The sequence below is a fragment of the Rhizobium bangladeshense genome (assembly GCF_017357245.1).
Lineage (GTDB): Bacteria > Pseudomonadota > Alphaproteobacteria > Rhizobiales > Rhizobiaceae > Rhizobium > Rhizobium bangladeshense.
In genome coordinates, this window is sequence record NZ_CP071612.1 from 1,215,445 (window position 1) to 1,237,082 (window position 21,638).

24 protein-coding genes are annotated in these 21,638 nt (G+C 60.9%); 8 read left to right on the top strand and 16 right to left on the bottom strand.

Annotated elements, in window-relative coordinates; genetic code table 11:
* Positions 1 to 391: 391 nt before the first annotated feature.
* On the bottom strand, positions 392 to 847 hold the full coding sequence (locus J2J98_RS05910) for a cupin domain-containing protein (RefSeq protein WP_138393612.1): 456 nt from the start codon (positions 845 to 847) through the stop codon (positions 392 to 394).
* Positions 848 to 1,561: 714 nt separating this feature from the next.
* Between J2J98_RS05910 and J2J98_RS30830 the strand changes: the two genes are divergently transcribed.
* Together J2J98_RS30830 and J2J98_RS05920 are read left to right on the top strand one after the other, a co-directional pair.
* A complete protein-coding gene (locus J2J98_RS30830) occupies positions 1,562 to 1,741 on the top strand; it encodes a YjiS-like domain-containing protein (RefSeq protein ID WP_375337139.1) in 180 nt (59 codons plus the stop codon).
* A gap of 355 nt (positions 1,742 to 2,096) precedes the next feature.
* Positions 2,097 to 2,444 carry a YciI family protein gene (locus tag J2J98_RS05920; protein WP_138393611.1) on the top strand — a complete coding sequence of 116 codons (348 nt, stop codon included), beginning with the start codon at positions 2,097 to 2,099 and terminating at the stop codon, positions 2,442 to 2,444.
* Positions 2,445 to 2,622: 178 nt separating this feature from the next.
* On the opposite strand, the gene J2J98_RS05925 is transcribed toward J2J98_RS05920, so the two are convergent.
* The 9 genes from J2J98_RS05925 to J2J98_RS05965 all read right to left on the bottom strand — a co-directional run bounded on the left by J2J98_RS05925 (position 2,623) and on the right by J2J98_RS05965 (position 10,566).
* Positions 2,623 to 3,351, bottom strand: coding sequence for an SDR family oxidoreductase (locus J2J98_RS05925; protein WP_138393610.1), 729 nt, complete (start codon positions 3,349 to 3,351; stop codon positions 2,623 to 2,625).
* Positions 3,352 to 3,374: 23 nt separating this feature from the next.
* On the bottom strand, positions 3,375 to 4,103 hold the full coding sequence (locus J2J98_RS05930; RefSeq protein ID WP_207602616.1) for an SDR family oxidoreductase: 729 nt from the start codon (positions 4,101 to 4,103) through the stop codon (positions 3,375 to 3,377).
* A 25-nt stretch (positions 4,104 to 4,128) separates the two neighbouring features.
* Positions 4,129 to 5,199 (bottom strand): ABC transporter ATP-binding protein, encoded by a 1,071-nt coding sequence (locus tag J2J98_RS05935; RefSeq protein WP_207602617.1) that lies wholly within the window; start codon positions 5,197 to 5,199, stop codon positions 4,129 to 4,131.
* A gap of 66 nt (positions 5,200 to 5,265) precedes the next feature.
* Positions 5,266 to 6,036 carry an SDR family NAD(P)-dependent oxidoreductase gene (locus J2J98_RS05940; protein WP_207602618.1) on the bottom strand — a complete coding sequence of 257 codons (771 nt, stop codon included), beginning with the start codon at positions 6,034 to 6,036 and terminating at the stop codon, positions 5,266 to 5,268.
* A 1-nt stretch (position 6,037) separates the two neighbouring features.
* Positions 6,038 to 7,078, bottom strand: a complete 1,041-nt coding sequence (locus J2J98_RS05945; RefSeq protein ID WP_207602619.1) for an NAD(P)-dependent alcohol dehydrogenase — start codon at positions 7,076 to 7,078, stop codon at positions 6,038 to 6,040.
* 4 nt (positions 7,079 to 7,082) lie between these two features.
* Positions 7,083 to 7,289 (bottom strand): DUF2160 family membrane protein, encoded by a 207-nt coding sequence (locus J2J98_RS05950; protein WP_010052171.1) that lies wholly within the window; start codon positions 7,287 to 7,289, stop codon positions 7,083 to 7,085.
* Between the two features lie 2 nt (positions 7,290 to 7,291).
* Positions 7,292 to 8,125, bottom strand: coding sequence for a carbohydrate ABC transporter permease (locus J2J98_RS05955; protein WP_064692241.1), 834 nt, complete (start codon positions 8,123 to 8,125; stop codon positions 7,292 to 7,294).
* A complete protein-coding gene (locus J2J98_RS05960) occupies positions 8,122 to 9,000 on the bottom strand; it encodes a carbohydrate ABC transporter permease (protein ID WP_064706580.1) in 879 nt (292 codons plus the stop codon). The genes J2J98_RS05955 and J2J98_RS05960 overlap by 4 nt, the downstream gene beginning before the upstream one ends.
* Positions 9,001 to 9,135: 135 nt before the next feature.
* Positions 9,136 to 10,566 carry an extracellular solute-binding protein gene (locus J2J98_RS05965; protein WP_207602620.1) on the bottom strand — a complete coding sequence of 477 codons (1,431 nt, stop codon included), beginning with the start codon at positions 10,564 to 10,566 and terminating at the stop codon, positions 9,136 to 9,138.
* Between the two features lie 244 nt (positions 10,567 to 10,810).
* Here J2J98_RS05965 and J2J98_RS05970 point away from each other — a divergent pair, with 244 nt between their 5' ends.
* Positions 10,811 to 11,743, top strand: a complete 933-nt coding sequence (locus J2J98_RS05970) for an AraC family transcriptional regulator (protein WP_064706582.1) — start codon at positions 10,811 to 10,813, stop codon at positions 11,741 to 11,743.
* A 148-nt stretch (positions 11,744 to 11,891) separates the two neighbouring features.
* Here the strand turns inward: J2J98_RS05970 and J2J98_RS05975 are convergent, their stop codons facing one another.
* Entirely contained in the window at positions 11,892 to 12,935 is a 1,044-nt protein-coding gene (locus J2J98_RS05975) for a zinc-dependent alcohol dehydrogenase family protein (protein ID WP_207602621.1), read from the bottom strand.
* A gap of 243 nt (positions 12,936 to 13,178) precedes the next feature.
* On the opposite strand from J2J98_RS05975, the gene J2J98_RS05980 reads away from it, so the two are divergent.
* Entirely contained in the window at positions 13,179 to 14,066 is an 888-nt protein-coding gene (locus J2J98_RS05980; protein ID WP_207602622.1) for a branched-chain amino acid aminotransferase, read from the top strand.
* 462 nt (positions 14,067 to 14,528) lie between these two features.
* Entirely contained in the window at positions 14,529 to 15,362 is an 834-nt protein-coding gene (gene nadE, locus J2J98_RS05985) for an ammonia-dependent NAD(+) synthetase (protein ID WP_064711039.1), read from the top strand.
* 21 nt (positions 15,363 to 15,383) lie between these two features.
* Here the strand turns inward: nadE and J2J98_RS05990 are convergent, their stop codons facing one another.
* On the bottom strand, positions 15,384 to 16,640 hold the full coding sequence (locus tag J2J98_RS05990) for a multidrug efflux MFS transporter (RefSeq protein ID WP_207602623.1): 1,257 nt from the start codon (positions 16,638 to 16,640) through the stop codon (positions 15,384 to 15,386).
* Between the two features lie 115 nt (positions 16,641 to 16,755).
* Here J2J98_RS05990 and J2J98_RS05995 point away from each other — a divergent pair, with 115 nt between their 5' ends.
* The gene (locus J2J98_RS05995; protein WP_207602624.1) at positions 16,756 to 17,100 is read left to right on the top strand and encodes a nuclear transport factor 2 family protein; all 345 of its coding nucleotides are present in this window, start codon (positions 16,756 to 16,758) and stop codon (positions 17,098 to 17,100) included.
* 12 nt (positions 17,101 to 17,112) lie between these two features.
* On the opposite strand, the gene J2J98_RS06000 is transcribed toward J2J98_RS05995, so the two are convergent.
* From J2J98_RS06000 to J2J98_RS06010, 3 genes are all read right to left on the bottom strand, one after another.
* A complete protein-coding gene (locus J2J98_RS06000) occupies positions 17,113 to 17,844 on the bottom strand; it encodes a sulfite exporter TauE/SafE family protein (protein ID WP_138393597.1) in 732 nt (243 codons plus the stop codon).
* Between the two features lie 59 nt (positions 17,845 to 17,903).
* Positions 17,904 to 18,557: a class I SAM-dependent methyltransferase gene (locus tag J2J98_RS06005; protein WP_064706594.1), complete on the bottom strand. Its 654-nt coding sequence runs from the start codon at positions 18,555 to 18,557 to the stop codon at positions 17,904 to 17,906.
* A gap of 194 nt (positions 18,558 to 18,751) precedes the next feature.
* Positions 18,752 to 19,078, bottom strand: coding sequence for a hypothetical protein (locus J2J98_RS06010; RefSeq protein WP_207602625.1), 327 nt, complete (start codon positions 19,076 to 19,078; stop codon positions 18,752 to 18,754).
* A 212-nt stretch (positions 19,079 to 19,290) separates the two neighbouring features.
* On the opposite strand from J2J98_RS06010, the gene J2J98_RS06015 reads away from it, so the two are divergent.
* Positions 19,291 to 19,893 (top strand): superoxide dismutase, encoded by a 603-nt coding sequence (locus J2J98_RS06015; protein ID WP_012483135.1) that lies wholly within the window; start codon positions 19,291 to 19,293, stop codon positions 19,891 to 19,893.
* Positions 19,894 to 19,993: 100 nt separating this feature from the next.
* Positions 19,994 to 20,839, top strand: coding sequence for a metallophosphoesterase (locus J2J98_RS06020; protein ID WP_207602626.1), 846 nt, complete (start codon positions 19,994 to 19,996; stop codon positions 20,837 to 20,839).
* 74 nt (positions 20,840 to 20,913) lie between these two features.
* Here J2J98_RS06020 and J2J98_RS06025 read toward each other — a convergent pair whose 3' ends face one another.
* Positions 20,914 to 21,627, bottom strand: a complete 714-nt coding sequence (locus J2J98_RS06025; protein ID WP_207602627.1) for a helix-turn-helix transcriptional regulator — start codon at positions 21,625 to 21,627, stop codon at positions 20,914 to 20,916.
* Positions 21,628 to 21,638 lie beyond the last annotated feature (11 nt).

Genomic DNA, 21,638 nt, shown 5'->3' on the forward strand with positions numbered 1-21,638 from the left:
ATGCCGCATAAGGCGAGGCGGCGGGGCTTTTCGCAGAGACGCTATATATGCGCATCACCCATCGGCAAAGCTTTCTGTGAGCCCGGCTGGGTGCGAGGCGAAGCAGACATCGTCACACCGTTTACAACAGGCGCCAGCATCTTCTGCGGCGGCTTTCCGGTTTGACCAGGCGGAGCTTGTACTGGATGGGTCGCTATCAGGCATGGCGCAATTTTGGCGGTGAAATAGGCTCGGCGCAAGAGGCGCTGGGCGAATTCCTTATAGCGAATTGATGTGACAGTTTCGGAAAATTGGCGGCAAACATGCCGTCCGCCGGGGATTTTCAGGGGAAATTGCATTCATGCGTGATGCCGAAGACGCAAGAGCGTTCCGGCATCACGCTCTCAAAATGTCAGGCCGCCAGAATGGTGATCCCATAAGCATTGGCAGCGGCCCTAATCCGGGCGATGGTCTCGGGCGAGGGGGCTTTCAGCGGCTCGCTCGTGCCTTCCGCTTCGATGAATTCGGCCATCTCGCGGTCGACGATCGCCGAAAAGACCGCCGGAACGGTTCCGCGGTTGGCATAACCATGCACCATGAAGGGCGGGATTGTGATGATGTCGCCAGCGCCGGCCTCGATCTCTTCGGGACCGCTGTCGGTCAGCCGCCAGATCGTCAGGCGGCCCTCGAGGATGCGAAACACTTCCGGGCTCGCATGCGCATGTTTCGGAGTCCGGCTGCCTGAAGGCACGGTTACGTCGAAGATGTTGAGCCAGGTTCCGCGGAGCCGAAGCCGCCGCTCGATCTGGTCGCCGAGCACGAAATATCGCTTTTCGGCAGGTATTTTCACAAACGAGTTGGACATCATGTCTCTTTCTTCTTCTTAGCGAGGCTTTTCTTGTAGGCGCCTTCTTGCCGGCGCAGCCGTTAGACCTTTGCGCCGCCTTTGGCAACTGCCCTGTTGCCGGGGACAAGATCGCCGGGTGGCTTCGGTACGGGAAATGCCTGGTGAAGCCGTCGCGGCGGATATCGGTGCGGCGGGCCGTTTCCGCAAGGTCCCTGATCCGGGGCAGCCTGCGTGAAAATGACACGGGCCTGCCGCCGCCTTGATGATCCTGCGGCCGGCTCGCCGCGATGGGCTCGTCACACATACCATTCGAGCACGTGCAACGGCTCATCACGTAATTGGGCCCAACCAGCAATGTCATTGCTTGTAACGCAGCGCCCTCAATGGTCAGGCCTGCCGGAACATCGTTTGGTGTGAAGTTCGATAAAACCCACCGTGGGTAAGCCCGCTGCCTTCATCATGAAAAGCACCTTCACGAAGTCCTGCGGGTCGGCCGGCGCTATTCCCTCAAGATCGTGTCACTCATCAAACCACGGCCATGGTCCGCGCACCGTCTTGTCACCCGCTCTGATCAAGCACCGGAAACCAGCGTGTCGATTTCGGCCGATCCTGTTCGATTAAGACGGAGCGCCGTGACCAGTCAAAGGAGAGACAAGTATGGTTGCCACTATGCATTCCGAACAAGTCGAACAGTCGCCGCACTTCAGTGTCGTGCGCACTTTGCAAGCCGTTTGGATGCTGCTGAAACATCAGCGAAGGTACCGCCGAAGCTTGAGCGAGCTCTCGCGGTTTAACTCTCGCCTGCTCCGTGATATCGGCTTGGCGCCCCCAGAGTCTCCACTGGAAAGATCGGAGAATGACCTCTCCACCCAGACGATCAGAGTGCTGGAACCAGAATCCGTCCGCGATGGCTGACTCGCCGGTATGAGTGCGTTTGCCTTTAGCTGCGCCGCTTCATGTCGCCCCTCTTCCCCTAGTCGCCGCATGCCGGCGAGAGGGAATGCGGCCGTTCCCTTGTATCCTCTTCTTCGGCTCGCGCCTCTAGGATTGATGGGTCGGAGGTCACCTCCTATCCGCTTGCTCAAGCGGAGAGATAATATCCAAGAAGAATGGCGAGCAAGGAAAGCGAAGCGAACACGAGGCATTATGAGGCACTGCTCACGCAGAGCAGCAAGCAGCTCTCACCGGAAAGCGTACAGCATTATTTTGCTCTTTGTCGATTCGCGGTGTCCAAATGCGACTAGTATCGGCAGCACCATGGAGGAACCGGATGCGCTACCTTTGTCTCTTCTACATCGATCAAACACTTGCTGATGCCGCCAGCAAGGAGGAATGGGCCGAGATCGACCGGGAGTCCTTGGCTTCCAATGAAGAACTCCAACGATCAGGCCACTATCTCGCCTCCAATGCTCTTGCCGACCCAAAGACCGCAAAGACATTGCGCGTTCGGGCCGGCAAGGCAAGTTGGACCGACGGGCCCTTCGCAGAGACCAAGGAGCATCTGGGTGGCTTCCTGCTCATCGAAGCGAAGAACCTTGCGGAGGCAATGGAGATCGCGGGGCGGGACCCGCTCGCTCGGATGGGGGCGATCGAGGTGCGCGAGACCGCCGGCTTTTAGATTCGAGGTGTCCCGCTAATTCCATCGGACATGCCCCCGACGTTCTGATTAGGTAACATGAATCGTTCTCGCTGGATTGTTCATGCTCTTGACGAGACACGCCCGGAAGAGCCGGGCGAAGATCACTGCGGAGGGAAGAGCAACACGACGCCCGCGGAGGAAAACACTGCGGATGTACCTACACGTCGAAATTTGTCGGCAAGACAATCATGTCCCGGATCGTGACGTTTCGCGGGCGGGTCAGCATGAAGATGATGGCATCGGAGACCTCTGAGGGCTCGATCAGACTCCCATTGGCCTTTGCCTTCTCAAGGTTTTCCGCGGGCCAATCGGCAAGCAGAGCGGAAACGACCGGGCCGGGCGAGACCTGGCTGACCCTGATGCCGTGGTTTTTCAACTGCCGGCGCATGATCTGGACGAAACTGGTAATCGCCCACTTGGAGCTGGAATAGACCGGCTCCCACTGGATCGGCGCATGGCCGGCTACGGAGCAAGTGACCAAAATGTCCCCGGTCCCGCGCTCGATCATATGCGGAGCGATGTCGCGGACGTTCTTCATGACGGCGTTCACGTTGAGATTCAGCATCCGATCGATTGTCGCGGTATCGGTATCGATAAGATCCCCGCCAATGTAAGACCCTGCATTGCAGTGCAGGATGTCGAGATGATCGACCTTTGCCAGGATTTCCGGCACCATGGCCGCACAACTTGCGGCGTCCAGAAGATCGGTTACCTGCATGACTACGGCGTCGCCGAACTCGGCAGCGTACGTTTCCAGCGCCTGTCTGTTATAGTCGACCATCACGACCTTGGCGCCGGCATCGACCAGGGCACGGGTCGTCGCCAGCCCGATACCGGAAGCTGCGCCGGTTACCGCAGCGATCTTTCCTTCGAGTGATTTAGTCATCGTCTTGTCTCGCCTCTTGGTTTTCAGACAGCAAGGAAGCCGCCATCGACTGGCAGTACTGCGCCAGTGATCATCGGGGCGTCCTCTGAAATAAGCAGTGCGATCGAGCGCGAGACGTCGTCGACCGCTGCAAAGCGCGCCAACGGGTGGCGAACAATCATCGGGTTACGTTTGGAAGGCTCGGACCACGCCTTGGCGGCAAGCTCCGTCATGGTAACCGTAGGCGCCACTGCATTGACCCGGATTCCATAGGCGCCGAGTTCCTTGGCCATGACACGTGTCGCGCCTTCCAGTCCCGCCTTCGAAGCGGCGTAAGCCACGTGATCCACGAAACCACGATGTCCGGCGATCGAGGTCACATTCACGATCGTACCACCGCCGCCGTTTGCAATGCGAGCCCGCGCGAACTCCTGCGCACAAATCAGCGCGGCCCGCAGGTTGATGCCGAGGACCTGCTCATAGCCCTCCTCGGTCATATCGATGACGCTTTCAAGCACGTTGGTTCCCGCGCAATTGATCAGCGCGTCTGCCAGCCCCGCCTTCTTCATGGCGGCGCGTGCTGCTGCATTGTCGGCGAGATCGACTGATATTACGGTCGCGCCGAACTTTGCCGCAAGATCATCCAGATCGGCCTGCGTACGCGACAAGGCTACGATTCGAGCGCCACGGTGGGTGAGCAGTTCAACGCAGGCGCGACCGATACCCTTGCCGGCACCGGTGATGATTACCGTTTTTCCTGTAAAGTCCGACATGGTTGATCCTTCCGATGCCTGTTGCTCAGAACGGGAGTCTTTGCTCGGTTTGCTTGTCGAACACATGAGCCGCGGCAGGATCGACGTCGAGCCTTATCCTGTCGCCCGGCCTCAACGCGTGGCGCTCGCGAAAGGCGCATAAGATCCGCTTGCCCGCCAATTGGACTGCCACGAGTATTTCGGCACCCGTCGGCTCGATCAACTCGACAGTTGCCGGTACGCCCTTATTTCCGTTCGACAATAGCCACTGGTCAGGACGGACGCCGTATATCACCTCCTGGCCGTTACTTGCCCGCGTGCCTTTTGGAAGCGTAAGGGCTGACCCGTCGGCGAGCCGCGCTGAGTTCGCAGAGAGATCGATCGTGGCTGGTAGCATGTTCATCGCCGGCGATCCGATGAAGCCGGCGACGAAGATATTTGCTGGCCGATCGTAAAGCTCCAGCGGCGCACCGATCTGCTCCACCTTGCCGTCACGAAGCACTACAATACGGTCCGCCATCGTCATGGCTTCAATCTGGTCATGCGTGACATAGACGGAAGTAGCGCCAAGGCGCTGGTGAAGCGCTTTGATCTCCGAACGCATGTCTACGCGCAACGCAGCGTCCAGGTTTGACAGAGGCTCGTCGAAAAAGAACGCCTTCGGGCTGCGAACCATCGCGCGCCCCATGGCAACACGCTGCCGCTGACCTCCGGAGAGCGCCTTCGGATACCGGTCGAGATAGGGCGTCAGCCGCAACATCTCGGCAGCCTTGTCGACCTTGGCATTGCGATCCGCAAGATTTTCGCCGCGCAACTTCAGTGCGAAGGCCATGTTCTCCCGAACGGTCATGTGCGGATAGAGCGCGTAATTCTGGAACACCATCGCCACATCACGGTCCTTGGCGGCGATGTTGTCGACGCGATGTCCGCCAATCTTGATCGTGCCCTCGGTGATCTCCTCAAGGCCGGCGAGCGATCGCAGCAGCGTGGACTTGCCGCAACCGGAAGGACCGACCAGTACGACGAACTCACCGTCGGCTATATCGAACGAGATGTTGCGCAGTGCGTGATAGGAGCCGTAATGCTTGTCGACGTTGTCGAGCTCGATCGTTGCCATGTGTCAATCCTTAGTCAGTTGTGGCGGCATGGCCGCCGATCATTCGGGACGGGTCCACGGGCAGCTTCACCATGAGGTGTATCCTGCATCGGCAACGACGATGCTGCCGGTCATCAGGCTGGCGGCATCGGAGGCCAGGAACAGGACGACAGACGCAATTTCCTCGACTTCGCCCATCCGCTTCATCGGCGTCATGTCCATCCAGTCCTTGTCCCACCCGGTCCTCTCGACGGCGGTCTTCGTCATGTCCGTCGCGATATAGGTTGGCGCGACGGCGTTGACGCGCACGCCCCGCTCGGCCCATTCGGCTGCAAGCGACTTCGTCAGCATGTGAACGGCACCCTTCGAGGCGTTGTAACCAGCTTGCGGCTGCGGCCGGTTGGCGATGATGCCGGACATCGAACCGATATTGACGATCGAGCCCTTGCCCGCCTTCAGCATCAGGTTTCCGAAAGCGCGATTGCTCCAGAACACGCCGTTGAGGTTCACGTTCAGGACTCTGAGCCAATCCTCATCTGACATCGCCTCCGCCGGACTGTGCGAAGCGATGCCGGCATTGGCGACCAGAATGTCGACGCGACCAAGCTTGGTCGCGATCGCCGCCGCGACACGGTCGGTTTCGCCGGAATCGGTCACGTCCAGACGAATGAATTCGGCCTTTCGCCCCATCGCGGCGAGCTTCGAGACGGCCGAATGACCGAGCTCTTCATCAAGATCAGTCAGTACGACATGCGCGCCCGCTTCCGATAAGGCATCAGCGCAGGCATAGCCGATGTTGCGCCCCGCGCCGGTGACGACCGCCACTCTTCCACTGAGATCCAGCTTCCGCAGGTACATGCTACTTCCCAAGCTCGATCTGAATCTTCACGGAGGACGGCTTCGGTCGCACGGCGTAATCGAACGCTTCGACAGAATCCTCGAAGGCGTAGGTATCGGTGATCAGCGCATCGACATTGATCTGGTTCGATCCCAATAGCGCGACGATGCGCGGATAGACATGGGCGTAGCGGAACACGTGTTCGATGCGCAGCTCCTTGGTCTGGGAGATGACGACATCGAGCGGTACCGGCTTCAGGGGCATGCCGACAAGGACGATGGCGCCGCCGGGGCAAGCATGGTGCGCCGTGTCTGCGATCACTTCGGCCGCGCCGGAACATTCGAAGACGACATCGACGCCCCAGCCGTCGGTTTCGCGGGCTATGACACTCTTCAGGTCCTGGGAGCGTACGTTGACGGTCATGATGGCAGGGCCGAGCCTGCGCGCCACGTCGAGCTTTTCGTCGACAACGTCGGTAACGATAACTTTGGCGCAGCCAGCCGACAGCGCCGCGATCGCCGTCACCATGCCGATCGGCCCGGCACCCGTGACCAGCGCGATCGCACCGGGCGTCAGCCTCGCCTTGGACACTGCTTGAAAGCCTACAGCCAGTGGCTCGACCATGGCGCCAGCGGCGTAGGAAACGTTGTCCGGAAGCTTAAAGGTGAAGGCCGCCGGGTGGACCACGCTCGGTCTCAGTACGCCGTGCACCGGCGGCGTCGCCCAGAAGCGCACCGCGGGATCGAGATTGTAGAGACCCAGTCGCGACGCGCGACTTTGAGGGTCGGGAATGCCGGGCTCCATGCAAACGCGGTCGCCTACTTTCAGGTTCTGGACGGCGCTGCCGACCTCTTCGATGATGCCGGCGGCTTCGTGGCCGAGGATCATCGGCTCGCGCACAACGAAAGGGCCGATCGCGCCGTGAGTGTAATAGTGAACGTCCGATCCGCAGACGCCAACGGTCTTGATGGCGATGCGCACGTCGGTGGGACCGAGCGCCTCCTTCGGGTCCAGGTCGCGAATGCGCAGTTCGTCTTTGCGTTCGAGGACGAGTGATCTCATGTTTTCAGCCCTTTCGGATAATGAACACGGCCAGCGCCAGGCAGAGCACCGTCGCCACCCATAGGGGCAACACGCCCTCCAGGAAGCGCATCCATAGAAGATGCACCAGGATTAGGATCACGACCGAGATGAAGCCCCTGTCGAAGCCGTTGGTTCGGATAGGCAGGAATCCGTCGCGTTGGGTTTTCTGGGGTTGAACGCCAGCCATCATCTTTACCCTTTCAATGCGCCGAACGTGAGGCCGGTCACGATGTGCTTCTGGACGAAGCCGAGCACGATTAGGGCCGGGAGCGTGGTCAGGAACGCCATCGCCGCCATCTCGCCCCAATTCGTTCCGGTGACCGAGACATATTCAGCAAGCGCTGTCGTCACGGTTCTGGCGTCAGCCGACGACGTTAGGGTCGCAGCGAATAGGTACTCGTTCCAGGCGAAAATCCACGTCAGGATGAAGGTGACGGCCAACCCCGGCCGCGCCAGCGGCAGGATGACGTTGGACAGCACCTGGCCGGTTGTCGCACCATCGACCCGCGCCGCTTCGTCAAGTTCCTGCGGAATCCCGTCGAGCATGCCCTTCAAGAGCCAGATGGCGAAGGGCAGATTGAAGACGCAATAGAGCAGGATTAGGCCAATCTTCGTGTCGAACAGCATGAAATCGCCAAACACGAACCACTTGGTGAACAGCAGGAAGAGCGGCAGCAGAAACACGGCTGGCGGCGCCATGCGGTTGGTGATCAACCAGAAAAACACGTTGTCACCGCCGCCGATTTTGTAACGCGACAGCCCGAACGCCGCGAGCAGGCCGAGCGCGCATACCAGCGCTGCGTTCGATGTCGCCACGATCAGCGAATTCCAGAGATACTGCAGGAAGGTCGAGCTGTTCAGCACCGCCAGGAAATTGTTCCAATAAAGATCGTCGATGAGGAACGACTTCGAATAAAGCTTCACGCGGGGGCGCATGGAAACGACCAGCATCCACCAGACGGGAAGCAGTGTCAGAATGGTCAGGCATACCCAAAGGACGAAGGAGGCTATACCGGAGCGTTTCATTGTGCACCTCCCTTGCGGCCGGTCATGGCGACGAACAGCAGCCAGCTCAGAACGATCGTGACGTAAAGCGTCAGCAGCGACATGGCCGCGCCATAGCCGTAATCGGTCTTCGGAAAGACGTTGATCCAGATATGAAGGCCGATGAACCGGGTCGCCTCAGCCGGACCACCCTTGGTCAGCATCCAGATTTCATCGACCGAGCGCAATGCGTCCATCAGCCGGATGAAGACGGTCGTCAGCAGCACCGGCTTCAACATCGGAACGATCACGTACCAGAAAATCTGCAGCTTGTTGCCGCCGTCGATCTGCGCCTGTTCGAGCGGTTCTTTCGGCAAGGCGGTCAGTCCCGCCATGAGCGACAGCGTAACGAACGGCGTCCAGTGCCACAGGTCCATGATGATCGCCGTGCCGAAGGCGTGATAGGCGTTGGTCGAGATGTTGTAGTCGATGCCGAACCACAGTTTCAGGTAATAGGGCACGATACCGAAGCCCGGGACGCAGAGCAGCCGCCAGGTAGCGCCGACTGCAATGGGCGCGACAACGATCGGCAGTGTGTGGATCGTGCGAAAGAATTGCCGGCCCCACAGGCGGTCTGCCATCAGCGCGCGGGCCAGGACATAGCCTAACAACAGTTCGCTCACGACGACGAAGAATGCGAAAACCAGCGTGCGCGCAAGCGAGTTCAGGAATGTCGTGTCAAAAACGAGGCTGCGATAATTCTGGAGGCCGGCCCAGCGCAGGGTGGGGTCGACTGCGTTGGTGTTCCAGTCGAAGAAGCCAACATAGAGAATGTAGATGAAGGGAACGAACCCGACAATGAACAGGATTAGCGTGGCTGGTGTTAGAAACAGCCATCCGATGTTGGATTGTCTCATCCTGCGCTCCGTCAGATCGTCCTTGACTCTTATTCGCCTGACTACCAGCGTCGCGGACAGGCCCGCAAACCGCAGTCAGGAAAGGGGCGGCCACCTTGCTGAAGGCGACCGCCAACCGCTTGGGAGGTGCGGTCTTTACTTGCGGTAGCCGAGCTTCACGAGTTCAGCTTCAGCTGCGGTGGCGGCCTGGTCCAGCGCATCGTCCGGCTTGATCTCACCGACGATCGCTTTGTAGATGAACGGCGCGACTACCTGCAGAACTTGCGAGTGGAACGGGAACGGCGGAGCTCCGGCGAACAGCTTTCCGTCCTCACGCATCAGCGTGTAATAGCCGTTCATCTTCTTGTCCTGATCGACGATCTTGGGATCGTCATAGGTCGAGTTCATGACGATGCGGGAGCCGGCCAGCGCCCAGTCGGTCTGCACTGAAGCCTGACCGATATACTGCAGGAATAGCAGCGACGCCTCCTTGTTCTTGGACGAATGCGGGATGCCGAACGCGCCACCATCGTAATAGCCGATATATCCTTTGCCGGACTCGGCTGCTTCCATGACACCCGCCTCGACCGGAGGCAATGACACTCCCACCTTGCCGACGACCGTCGATTTGCTTTCGTCGGTTGCGATCCAGGCAGCGTTTTCACCGTAGACGAGGCCCTGGGCTGCGCGGCCGGCGGCAAATGTCCCGGCAACCTCGTCCCAAGTGGACGACGTCGATTCCGGCGGCGCGTATTTCAGCAGGTCGACCCAGTAGTTGAGCGCCTTCTTTGCGGCGGCGGAGTTCATCTGGCCGCCGTTAGCTTCGGTGGCCGCGAAGGTCGTGCCATCGATGCCCCAGTTGTACACGCCAAAGGTCGGCGCGATCGACTCGAAGAATTCGTAGAAGGCGGCGGGGTGGCTCGACGAGGCCTGTACGGTAGTTCCCCAGAGCTCCTTGTCTGCGCCGTATTCGGTGAAGAACTTGGCGATCTGGGTATACTCGTCATGCGTCGTCGCGGGCTTCAGATCCGCACCGGTGGAATCCTTGTAGGCTTTCTGGATTGCCGGATCATCGAAAAGATCCTTGCGGTAGAGGTAAGGCTTGATGAATGCTTCCATGGGGACGCCCATGACATTGCCCGACTTCGGATCCTTGAAATAGTTCAAGAAAGTGGTGAAATTCTCCGGCTTGAAGTCCGGCGAAGCGATCTTCGCATTATCGGCGAGCGACTTGGTGATATCGACCAGGAAGTTGCGGGCCAGATACGTATATACGATGTCCTGCTCGATATAGACGAAGTCATAGATGCCGGTATTGGCCTCCATGTCCTTGATCGCCTTGTCGTACATCTGGTCCCAGGACGTGGCCTCGAATTCGACCTTGATGCCGGTCTCTTCGGTGAACTTGGGACCGAGCACCTGCTCGACATATTTCGACGCTGGGGTCGATTCCGAGATGCCCCGGATGGTCGCGCCCTGATAGGGCTGGGCGGCAGTCTTCCACCAGGAATCTTGAGCAAGAGCTGTCGAGCTCCAAAGGCCAAGCGAAATGAAGCCGACGCCCACGGCTTTGACGAAACTGTTCATTGTTCTCCTCCATTTGGATCGCAAAATCGGTCCGGTTGTGCGTTCTCAACTCTCCTCCGACACGCTCAACGGACCTCAATACTTGTAGAAAGAAGGGGTGGACACAAGCGCGGCCGTTGCGCGATACTGATACTCTCATGCGCGAAATGCCGAATATCTTCATGAATTTTTGTGTGCGTTGCACAATCGAATATTGATTGTCGGTGCAGCGAGCATGGCGGGGAAGCACTGGAGGATATCCGCAATGTCAGTTATTTCGCCGAAGGTCGCGAGATTTGAATATGTCTTGACCGGGGCGGACGAGTCGTTCCTCTGGCGCCGCGACGACTATCCGTGGGAACGCAACGTCTGGAATTTCCACCCGGAGGTGGAGATCCACTATATTCCCAACGCCAGCGGCGTCCTACTTGCGGGCGATCATGTCGGCGCGTTCACGCCGGGCCATATTTCCGTCATCGGCAGCAACCTGCCGCACGACTGGGTGACGCCGCTCGGACCGAATGAGCGCATTCCAGGACGTGACATCGTCATCCAGTTTCCGCCGGCCAAGCTGGAGCAGGCTTCGGCCTTCCTGCCGGAACTGGCGGGGCTGCGTGACTTTTTGGCCCGCGCACAGCGGGGGCTCTCCTTCAAGGGCCGGGCGCGGGAACAGGCGGAGGCGCTGATACTCGACATGGAGTTCCAGACCGGCTCGGTGCGGCTTGCGACCTTCCTGTCATTGCTCTCACTGCTGCGGGACACTGACGAGTTCGATACGCTGTCTTCAGAGGCTTATGTGCCGGACCTGAGCTATGGTTCGCTGGAAGCCCTACAACAGGTCTTCGCGTATCTTTTTGCTAATCTGTCGGAGGACATCCGGTTGCCTGATATGGCTCGCATGGTCGGCATGAGTGACAGCGCCTTCTCGCGATTCTTCAAGAAAAACAGCGGCCACACCTTCACCGACCACATCAACAAGCTTCGTATCTGGAAGGCGGGTCAGCTATTGACCGATACCTCTCTGCCAATAACGGACATCTGCTTCGAGGTGGGCTATCGCAATCTGTCGAATTTCAACCGAGTGTTTCTCCGCCACCACAACTTAACACCGACAAAATACCGGAAACTGTCCACCAACCGCAGAACCGTTCCGTTACCTCAGACCGCGACAGATCATGTGCCTGTGCAGCCAGTCTAGCGATCAATCGATGCTACTCAGAGAGGAGGGAAGATGTATTATTCTTGCGACTTCATATGCCCTGACTCATACCTACTCCTTTCCGACCTGACGGAGGAAGTTATTGCTTCCTCGCGTGTTCGTCCCGGCAGGGAGGGGAAAACGCTCCCTATGAAAACCGCGTAATTACGCTGATCCCTGTCGCCTCCGCCTTGTCGAGCGCCATCAGCGCCGGCACGGCTTCCTCGAGGCTGACGCGCCGTCCGATCAGTTTCTGCGGGGCGATCTTGCCGGCCGCCAGCATGGACAACATCGCGTCGTAGCGCCAGGCCTGCATGCCGTGGCTGCCGTAGATTTCGAGCTCGTGGCCGATCACCTGAGCCATCGGGATCTGAGGGGTGGCGTATTCCCCGAGCATCAGCCCCACCTGCACATGCCGGCCGCGCCGGCGAAGATTGTTGATCGAGTTGAAGCAGGTGGCGGGATGGCCGAGCGCGTCGATCGAGACATGCGCGCCGCCCTTGGTGATCTCGCGCACCGCCTCGGCCACGTCGGCGACATCAGATGCATTGACCGTCGCCACCGCGCCGCATTCGCGCGCGAAGGCGAGCTTTTCCTCGGATATGTCGACGCCGATTGCATTGGCGCCGAGCGCGGTGGCGATCATGATCGCAGAGAGGCCGACGCCGCCGCAGCCATGCACGGCAATCCATTCGCCGGGGCCGGTGCGGGCCTGGTCGGCAACGGCGCGGAACGAGGTGGCAAAGCGGCAGCCGAGGCTTGCCGCCGTCGCATCGTCGATCGTATCGGGCAGGTGCACCAGATTGGTGTCGGCATAGTCGATCGCCACATATTCGGCGAAGGAGCCCCAATGGGTGAAGCCCGGCTGAAACTGGTTCGGGCAGACCTGCTGGTTGCCGGAATGGCATTCCGAGCAGTGGCCGCAGCCGGAAACGAAGGGCACGGTCACCCGGTCGCCCACCTTGAAGCGCATCACGCCGCGGCCGGTGGCGACGACCCGCCCGGCAAGCTCGTGCCCCGGCACATGCGGCAGGCGGATATCGGGGTCGTGGCCCCTCCAGCCGTGCCAGTCGCTGCGGCAGAGCCCGCTTGCGCCGACCGCGATGACGACGCCGTCCTCCGAAGGCGTCGGATCGGGCAGGGTGCGGATCTCCGGCGCCTGCTCGAAGGCTTCGTAAAACATGGCTTTCATCGGCGTCTTCCTTGCTGTCTCTCCGCGGTTGCCATCATCGCATGCGGGAGCTGGCCGATCCAACATTCATTCCATCATTTTTGCTGATGCACCCATCGCCGAAGCTCCCGTCGCCGCGCACGAATATTGCGACCCGGCGGCGTCCTCCGGCATTTTCTTGCTTCCGCATTTCCCGCCCGGATTTGCCCTTGACCGGGCTTGCCGCTGCGGCTTTTGCTTTCGCGACCTGATAGGGAGGGTAGCATGGCCGTCGATACATCACCGCGTTCAACCACCTGGACTCACGTCGACGGGGAATGGCTCCCCGGCAATCCGCCGCTGATCGGGCCGACCTCGCATGCCATGTGGCTCGGCTCCACCGTCTTCGACGGCGCCCGCTGGTTCGACGGCATCGCCCCGGATCTCGACCTGCACTGCCAGCGCGTCAACCGCTCAGCGCTCGCCATGGGCCTGAAGCCGGTGAAGTCGGCCGAGGAGATCGCCGCACTCGCCTGGGAAGGCGTTGCCAAATTCGATGGCGCGACGGCGATCTACATCAAGCCGATGTACTGGGGCGAACATGGTGCACCCGGCAGCGTCGTCTCCGTCGACGCCGAATCGACCCGCTTCGCGCTCTGCCTGTTCGAGGCGCCGATGGGCGGCCATGGCGGCACCAGCCTCACCATTTCCCCCTACCGGCGCCCTTCTCCGGAAACCGCGATGACCGAGGCCAAGACCGGTTCGCTCTACCCGAACAGCGGCCGCATGATCACCGAGGCGCGCAGCCGCGGCTTCGACAACGCCCTGGCGCGCGATCTGAACGGCAATGTCGTCGAGACTGCCTCGTCGAACGTCTTCCTGGTGCGCGACGGCATCGTGATGACGCCGGCCGCTAACCGAACTTTCCTCGCCGGCATCACCCGAGCCCGGGTCATCGGCTTGTTGCGCAAGGCCGGCTTCGACGTCGTGGAAGCAACGCTCTCCGTCGAGGATTTCCTTCAAGCCGACGAGATCTTCACAACAGGCAACTATTCCAAGGTCGTCGGCGTCACCCGCCTCGACGACCGCGTTTTCCAGGAAGGCCCCGTCACCCGCAAAGCGCTGGAGCTCTACATGGACTGGGCCCACGGCAGAAGCGAGAGCGAGGAGTGAGCAGTGGTTCGGCGCAGCCGAAGCAATCGATCCGGTGAATCGATTGCAACTGCGAACGCCCGGAGCGCAAGCGCAGGGCTGGAGAGGTCCTGCGCAGCGGGAGCAATCGACCCAATAAGCGATTACAAACTGCGAACCTCGGGGACTGGAAGGCGGTCTGGCATGCGCGGCAAAATGGAGATCCGCGTCGGCCCCACCAAGCGCAACAGTCCCACGCCGGCAATTGCTCATCAATCGTTCAGCGACGACAACGCAACGAGCGATTGAGATGCCCGTTGCATCTTGGCCTCACGCAGGTTCCAGTTGGTCGGGAACAATCTCGTCACGCAATCATTTCGGCTTCGCCGATCGATCATAAATGTCAAACGCTCACTCGACGACGTAGGGCGGGCGTGCCCGAAACCGCTTCCCTTCCCTGCCGCCATAGTGCCCGCGAATTCCACAACACCGAGGAAACGACCCATGACCGTGCTCTCCGATGAACAAGGCGAGATCATCCGGGAACTCGGCGTTGCCGCCGAGATCGACCCGGAGCATGAGATCGAGCGGCGAACCGCCTTTCTCAAGGATTATCTTGTGGCGTCCGGCATGCGCGGCTACGTGCTGGGCATCAGCGGCGGCGTCGATTCACTGACGGCGGCGCTGATTGCCCAGAGGGCGGTGCGCGAGCTGCGTGACAGCGGCCACTCGGCGGAATTCATAGCCGTGCGCCTTCCCTACGGGATCCAGGCGGATGAGGCCGATGCAGCGAAGGCGCTCGCAACGATCGGCGCCGACCGCTCGATGGTGGTCAACATCAAGGAACCGGCGGATGCGATGTTGGCCGCCGCGCAGAACGGCGGTCTCGCCTTCGCCGATGCCGGTCGGCAGGATTTCATCCTCGGCAATATCAAGGCCCGCCAGCGGATGATCGCCCAGTTCGCTCTGGCCGGCGCGCTCGGCGGGCTCGTCATCGGTACGGATCACGCGGCCGAGGCAGTCATGGGCTTCTTCACCAAGTTCGGCGACGGCGCCGCCGATATCCTGCCGCTTGCCGGCCTCAATAAGCGCCGCGTCCGGCTGCTGGCAAAGCGGCTCGGCGCTCCGGACGAACTGGTGTTCAAGGTGCCCACGGCCGATCTCGAGGATCAGCGGCCGCTGCGTCCCGACGAGGAGGCCTATGGCGTCACCTATGACGAGATCGACGATTTCCTTGAAGGCAAGCCGGTTGGCGAGATCGCCCGCCGCCGCATCCTCGCCGCCTATCGGGCCACCGCGCATAAGCGCGCGCTGCCGGTCGCCGTCAACACACTCTGAGAGCTGGAGGCGATTGCCCGCTCAGGCGCGATCTGCCGAAGCACGCATGTTTGATGTCTGCGCATTCTTGGGCCGCACCGCCCAGGCATAGGCGGCACCCGCCACAAGCAGCAGCGAGGTGCCGAGGAAAACCGCCCGCATGCCGATATGCCCGCCGACGAAGCCGCCGAGGATTGGGCCCGCCACCTGACCGACATATTGCGAGGAGACGGAAAGGCCGAGAATGCTGCCGGCCGCGCTGTCCGGCACGCTATGGCGGATGATGGCGGCGATGCAGGGCAGAAGCCCGCCAAGGGCTGCGCCCATCAGGAAACGCAGGATGATCAGCTGCCAGGAACTGGTGACGAAGGCCTGCGGGATCAATAGCAGGCCGGCGACGGCGAGCGCGCCCGCTATAACAGGCCAGTGGCCGATCCTGTCGGCGAGCCTGCCGAGCCACGAGGCCGAGAGAATGCTGCCGAGGGCGGCGGCCGACATGACGAGCCCCGAGAGCATGGTGACTTGCGTCTCGACGGGCACGATCTGAGCGACATAGACGGTGATGATCGGCTCGATCGACATATTGGCGAACATCAGAAGCATGCCGGTCGCCAGCATGGCGATGACGGGCCGCTTGTCGGCAATGGATTTCCAGCCGCCGCTGGCCTTGGCCGCCCGGCTGTAGGCCGGTGACTTCTCCTCCTTGATCAGCAAGATAGTGGCGAGAAAGGCGAGGAAGATCATGCCGCCGGCGGTGAGAAACGTGCCGCGGATGCCGATGATCGGCGGCAGCGCCCCGCCGATGAGCGGCCCGACGAGATTGCCGGCCATGATGCCGGAGGAGAGCACGCCGAGAGCCCAGGCGGAGCGGTCTTTCGGCGTCTGCGTCGCCACCAGCACCATCGAGCCGGAAGCATAACCGCCGGCAAGCCCGACGAACAGGCGCAGCGCCACCAGCTGCCAGACATTGCCGGCCATGCCCATCAGCGAAATCGCCAGCGTCATGCCGAGGCTGGCGCGCACCAGCATCAGTTTGCGGCCGTAGATGTCGCCGAGCCGCCCCCAGAGCGGCGCGACGAGGGCGGCGGCAAGAAAGGTGGCGCCATAGGCGATGCCCGACCATTGCACGATCGCCGCATGGCCGGTTACGCCGAGCTCCTCGACATAGAGCGGCAGGAAGGGAAGCAGCAGCGTCATCGCCACGATTGTCGTGAAGGAGCCGGTCAGCGAGACGGCGAGGTTGCGCTTCCAGTAAATCGAGCCCGGCCTGGCGCTGGCCTCCTGTTGCGTGTCTGTCATTCTTGCCCCGGCATCGATCCTGCAGCGCAGTTGCGCCGCAATCTGGATCATCTCAGCTAAAAGTGCTAGAGCCAAACGGATTGCGTGACGCAACCGGTTAATTGGAGGATTTGCCATGAACGCAATGTCCCCATCTCGCGAGAAGACCGTCCGCGACCTCTATGCCGCCTATCTCGCCGACCGCAAGGATATTGTCGGCGCCATGCTGACGGAGGATTTCACCTTCTCCAGCCCGCGCGACGACCGTATCGACAGGGCCGCCTATTTCGAGCGTTGCTGGCCGAAGGAGCCGCTCTTCCGCGGGATCCACATCGAATTCCTGGCGATCAAGGGCGACGAGGCTGTTGTGCGTTACCGCGCCGAAAAACTGGACGGCACGAGCTTCGCCAACATGGAAAGCCTTCGTTTTCGCGGCGACAGGATCGCCGCCGTGGATGTCTATTTCGGCCGGAATCTGTAGCTCCGGCGCGGGCTAGAAGAGCCGCATCGCTGACGTTGTGATGATGACCATCGAGACCGCCACCATCAGCGCCCGCACCGGCAGCCGCTTGACGAGGATGGCGCCGAAAGGCGCGGCGATGACGCCGCCGATGATGAGGCCGATCGCTGAGTTGAGCTCAGACCAGCCGAGCGTCACGACGAAGGTGATCGAAATCGTCAGCGTCACCGCGAATTCGGTGAAATTCGTCGAGCCGATCACCCGTTTCAGATCATGGCCGCGCCCGACCAGTGTGCTGGTCACGATAGGGCCCCACCCGCCGCCGCCGATCGCATCGAGCAGGCCACCGAAAAGGCCAACGGGCGGCACGGCCCAGTCGCGCACCTCGCGCCTGATCTGCGGTCGGAAGGCCTTGTAGAGGATCAGGAGGCCGATTGCGATCAGATAGGCCGATACGAAGGGCTCGATCACCTTGCCGTCGATATTGGCAAGCAGATAGGCGCCGATCGCGCCGCCGATCATGCCGGCCGGAGCGAGACGCGCCACCAGCCGCCAGTCGACATTGCGATGATAGGCATGCGACAGGCCTGACGCCGCCGTCGTGAACATTTCCGTCACATGCGTCATGGCGCTGGCATTGGCCACCGGCACCCCGAAAGCCAGCAGGCTCGTCGTCGACAGCACGCCGAAGGCCATGCCGAGCGCGCCGTCGACGATCTGCGCGCAGAAGCCAACGGCGATGAAAAAGAAGATATCCGATGTCATGCAGTCCCCTCAGGCGAACGGTAGCATCAGAATCGGCGATGCGGGAAAAAATTTTGGTCTCAGGAGGAAAAGCCGCGCTGCTTCAGCCGGACGATCTTGAAAAAGCCGTTCGGAAAGACCGGCAGAATATCGGTCGTTGAAAAATCGCCGCGGCGCTCGGCCCAGGCAACGATCCGGTGGATGCGGAAGGCGGAAGACCAGCCGATGTGACGCACCAGCGGCGCCACCGCCGCCTCGATCGCGCCCTGCAGACCGGCGCCGTCGCTGAGCTTGCTTGCGAGGATGATCTCACCGCCCGGCCGCAGCACCCGGGCACATTCGTCCAGCGCCCGCTCGGGCTCGGGAATCAGCGTGATGACGAAGGGTAGGCAGACCACGTCGAAAGACTTGTCGGCAAAACGCAGCGCATGCGCATCCATCACCTCGAGCGCCTGCACATGCTGCAGGTTTTCGCGACGCACCTTTTCGCGCGCCCGTGCGATCATATGTTCGGAAATGTCGACGCCGGTCACCCGGCAGCGGCTGGGATAGTGGGCGAGCGTCAGGCCGGTGCCGACCCCGATTTCGAGAATATCGGTGCCGGCCGCAGCGGCAAGCGCGGCAAGCTTGCGGTGGCCGTCGCGCAAGATGCCGCGATAGACACGATCATAAACAGGTGCCCAGCGCTGATAGATTTTCTGCTGATCTTCCGCCCGGTTGCGAAGCTCCGACATGCTTAAACCTCCCTGCGCACAACCTCGAGAATCGGTATCGGTCCTCGAAAAGGTCATGCTTATCGCAAACATAGTGCGCCTTGGCGCCTGTCCTAGACGCGCCGTGCTCTAAAAAGCCAGGACTTCAACTCGCGGGGGCGAGCCTGGGTTCCGCTCGGAATGTGACCGCAGTCACAAACAATTACCGCGGCCGGCTATTTCGCTGGCGTGAGCCCGAACTCTTTAGCATCCATCGCGCTGCCGATCTCGACCGACTTCTCCTGTTTGTCATAGACGCAGATCTGGACGACGAGCCCCTTGGCCCCCTTCGGCTTTCCCGTCACCAGGGCCAGCCCGTAATGCGAGGTGCCGAAGGGATCGACGACGGCATTCGGCTTCTCGATCGCGACCGCGGCCTTCCTGCACTTGGCTTCCACGTCGGCGGCCAGTTGTTTCCAGGCCTCGTCCGAGGAGGCATGCGCCGCAGTGACAAGAAACGGAAGCGCGGAAATGGCGAGATGCGGGATTATATTCCTTTTCATATCTGATCTCCGTTGTGTCTGTTGCCGGTGTAAGCTGTTTTGGCGGCGGCATGGCGGGCGATTTGCGCGCTTGAATCTCGCCCTGAAACTGAGGCAAATTTTCCTCCGTGCGGTCGTTTTTTGATATTTCGCCGGTTGCCTCTCCTCCTTTCCCCTCCTATGTTCCGCCTCACCTGCCGATGACGCAATCTATTGCCAAGAGGAGATCTGACATGGCTTTCGAATTGCCTGAACTTCCCTATGATTACGAAGCGCTTGCACCGTTCATGTCGAAGGAAACGCTGGAGTTTCACCACGACAAGCATCACAAGGCCTATGTCGACAACGGCAACAAGCTCGCCGCCGAAGCCGGCCTGTCGGATCTCTCGCTCGAAGAGGTCGTGAAGAAGTCCTTCGGCACCAATGCCGGGCTCTTCAACAACGCCGCCCAGCACTACAACCACATCCACTTCTGGAAGTGGATGAAGAAGGGCGGCGGCGGCAACAAGCTGCCGGGCAAGCTCGAAGCGGCCTTCGCCTCCGATCTCGGCGGCTATGACAAGTTCAAGGCCGATTTCGCCAATGCCGGCGCCACCCAGTTCGGCTCGGGCTGGGCCTGGGTTTCCGTCAAGAACGGCAAGCTCGAAATCTCCAAGACCCCGAACGGCGAAAATCCGCTGGTTCACGGCGCCACCCCGATCCTCGGCGTCGACGTCTGGGAACACTCCTATTACATCGACTATCGCAATGCGCGCCCGAAATATCTCGAGGCCTTCATCGACAGCCTGATCAACTGGGATTACGTCCTGGAACGCTACGAAGAAGCAACGAAGTAAGCGGCTTTCATCCAATTCGACACCCGGCGCCTCAGACGCCGGGTGTTTTCTTTCTATCGGCCGTCATAGCCCTGTCATCCGCCGCTCCTAATCACGCCCGATGTCCTCCTCCGCTTCTCCTCCGCTCCGCTTCGGCATCATCGCCGATCCGCAATATGCGGCAATCGCCCCGCATGTGGCGATGGACCGCTATTACGCCAACAGCCTCGTCAAGGTCGCCGAGGCGATCGAGGTCTTCAACGGCGAGGAGTTGAGTTTCGTCATGACGCTCGGCGACGTCATCGACCGCAGCTTCGCGAGCTTCGACGATATCCTGCCGGTCTATGGCAAATTGAGGCACGAGGCGCTGTTCCTGCTCGGCAATCACGATTTCTCCGTCTCAGCCGGGCACCTTTCCGAAGTAGCTGCCCGTCTTCGCATGCCGTCGCCTTATTACAGCTTTTCCCGTCCCGGCTGGCGCTTCGTCGTGCTCGACGGCAACGAGGTCAGCACCTTCGCGCCGCCGGATAACCATCCTCATCGCGCTTTGGCTGCCGAGATTTTGGCGGAGCTGCAAGCCAAAGGTGCAGCGAATGCTCATCGCTGGAATGGCGCGCTGAGCGACAAGCAATTCGCTTGGCTGGCCGATGAAATCGCAAAGGCTGCAGCGGCCGGCGAGAAGGTCATCATCATGAACCACTATCCCGTCTATCCCGCCGGCGAGCACGGCATGTGGGACAGCGAGCGCGTCGTCGCGCTGCTCGCCTCGCAAAGTCATGTCGTCGCCTATCTCAACGGCCACGACCATGTCGGCAATTACGGCAAGGCCGGCGCCTGCCACTTCGTCAATTTCAAGGGCGTGGTCGACACAGAAAGTGAAAACGCCTTCGCCATCGTCGAGCTCCACCCCGACCGCATCGAAATCCGCGGCTTCGGCCGAGAGCAGAGCCGCACGCTTGCTTACTAGAGCTTGGAAGATTTCCTGAGCTAGCCCGCTCCTACAACATCGAGGTCCTGTCCGCACGCAGGCGCCGCGAGGGTTCATCCACCAAACGCTTGCGCGCTACCCGACACAGCCTTCTCCGTCCAGCCGCTCGTCCACAACTCCCGCAGCCTGTCGCCATCGCCTTTGAAGAAATCCTCGCTCGCCCCGCAGCGCTCCACCCGGTCGCTGCGGAAATTGCGGATCGCCTGACGCAGCTCGCACCAGGCGACGATATTGGCGGTCTGCGAATAATAGATCAACGCGATCGGCCGGATCGTCCGCTCGCTGGCGCGGCCGAGCTCGTCGCGATAGGCGAGTGTCAGCTTGCGTTCGTCGCGGATCGCCCGGCGCACGATCGCAAGGTCGATTGCAGCCGGCTGCGCGGTCGAGCCCCAGGCATAAAGCGCCTTGTTGTCCAGCGCCTGGCGCAACGGTGCCGGCACGGCGCCTGATATCTTCCGGTTGACCCGGCGGGCGGCCTGCTTCAGCTCCTCGTCGGCCGTCCGTTCGAGCAACGCCAGCGACAGAACGATCGCCTCCATCTCCTCGATCGAGAACATCAAGGGTGGCAGGTCAAAGCCCGGCCGCATGATGTAGCCGATGCCGCGTCCGCCTTCGATCGGCACCCGCATTGCCTGAAGGGCGGCGATATCGCGATAGATCGAGCGCACGGTCACTTCGAGCGTCTCGGCCATAACAGCCGCCGTCATCGGTTTTCTGGCGAGCCTCAGGATCTGAATGATCTCGAAAAGCCGTGACGCCTTGCGCATCTTTTGCCTCC

What these genes read in the sequence shown, in the direction of transcription:
- J2J98_RS05910 (WP_138393612.1), bottom strand. Translation starts at nt 847, where the DNA reads ATGATGTCCAACTCGTTTGTGAAAATACCTGCCGAAAAGCGATATTTC.
- J2J98_RS30830 (WP_375337139.1), top strand. Translation starts at nt 1,562, where the DNA reads ATGCTGCTGAAACATCAGCGAAGGTACCGCCGAAGCTTGAGCGAGCTC.
- J2J98_RS05920 (WP_138393611.1), top strand. Translation starts at nt 2,097, where the DNA reads ATGCGCTACCTTTGTCTCTTCTACATCGATCAAACACTTGCTGATGCC.
- J2J98_RS05925 (WP_138393610.1), bottom strand. Translation starts at nt 3,351, where the DNA reads ATGACTAAATCACTCGAAGGAAAGATCGCTGCGGTAACCGGCGCAGCT.
- J2J98_RS05930 (WP_207602616.1), bottom strand. Translation starts at nt 4,103, where the DNA reads ATGTCGGACTTTACAGGAAAAACGGTAATCATCACCGGTGCCGGCAAG.
- J2J98_RS05935 (WP_207602617.1), bottom strand. Translation starts at nt 5,199, where the DNA reads ATGGCAACGATCGAGCTCGACAACGTCGACAAGCATTACGGCTCCTAT.
- J2J98_RS05940 (WP_207602618.1), bottom strand. Translation starts at nt 6,036, where the DNA reads ATGTACCTGCGGAAGCTGGATCTCAGTGGAAGAGTGGCGGTCGTCACC.
- J2J98_RS05945 (WP_207602619.1), bottom strand. Translation starts at nt 7,078, where the DNA reads ATGAGATCACTCGTCCTCGAACGCAAAGACGAACTGCGCATTCGCGAC.
- J2J98_RS05950 (WP_010052171.1), bottom strand. Translation starts at nt 7,289, where the DNA reads ATGATGGCTGGCGTTCAACCCCAGAAAACCCAACGCGACGGATTCCTG.
- J2J98_RS05955 (WP_064692241.1), bottom strand. Translation starts at nt 8,125, where the DNA reads ATGAAACGCTCCGGTATAGCCTCCTTCGTCCTTTGGGTATGCCTGACC.
- J2J98_RS05960 (WP_064706580.1), bottom strand. Translation starts at nt 9,000, where the DNA reads ATGAGACAATCCAACATCGGATGGCTGTTTCTAACACCAGCCACGCTA.
- J2J98_RS05965 (WP_207602620.1), bottom strand. Translation starts at nt 10,566, where the DNA reads ATGAACAGTTTCGTCAAAGCCGTGGGCGTCGGCTTCATTTCGCTTGGC.
- J2J98_RS05970 (WP_064706582.1), top strand. Translation starts at nt 10,811, where the DNA reads ATGTCAGTTATTTCGCCGAAGGTCGCGAGATTTGAATATGTCTTGACC.
- J2J98_RS05975 (WP_207602621.1), bottom strand. Translation starts at nt 12,935, where the DNA reads ATGAAAGCCATGTTTTACGAAGCCTTCGAGCAGGCGCCGGAGATCCGC.
- J2J98_RS05980 (WP_207602622.1), top strand. Translation starts at nt 13,179, where the DNA reads ATGGCCGTCGATACATCACCGCGTTCAACCACCTGGACTCACGTCGAC.
- nadE (WP_064711039.1), top strand. Translation starts at nt 14,529, where the DNA reads ATGACCGTGCTCTCCGATGAACAAGGCGAGATCATCCGGGAACTCGGC.
- J2J98_RS05990 (WP_207602623.1), bottom strand. Translation starts at nt 16,640, where the DNA reads ATGACAGACACGCAACAGGAGGCCAGCGCCAGGCCGGGCTCGATTTAC.
- J2J98_RS05995 (WP_207602624.1), top strand. Translation starts at nt 16,756, where the DNA reads ATGAACGCAATGTCCCCATCTCGCGAGAAGACCGTCCGCGACCTCTAT.
- J2J98_RS06000 (WP_138393597.1), bottom strand. Translation starts at nt 17,844, where the DNA reads ATGACATCGGATATCTTCTTTTTCATCGCCGTTGGCTTCTGCGCGCAG.
- J2J98_RS06005 (WP_064706594.1), bottom strand. Translation starts at nt 18,557, where the DNA reads ATGTCGGAGCTTCGCAACCGGGCGGAAGATCAGCAGAAAATCTATCAG.
- J2J98_RS06010 (WP_207602625.1), bottom strand. Translation starts at nt 19,078, where the DNA reads ATGAAAAGGAATATAATCCCGCATCTCGCCATTTCCGCGCTTCCGTTT.
- J2J98_RS06015 (WP_012483135.1), top strand. Translation starts at nt 19,291, where the DNA reads ATGGCTTTCGAATTGCCTGAACTTCCCTATGATTACGAAGCGCTTGCA.
- J2J98_RS06020 (WP_207602626.1), top strand. Translation starts at nt 19,994, where the DNA reads ATGTCCTCCTCCGCTTCTCCTCCGCTCCGCTTCGGCATCATCGCCGAT.
- J2J98_RS06025 (WP_207602627.1), bottom strand. Translation starts at nt 21,627, where the DNA reads ATGCGCAAGGCGTCACGGCTTTTCGAGATCATTCAGATCCTGAGGCTC.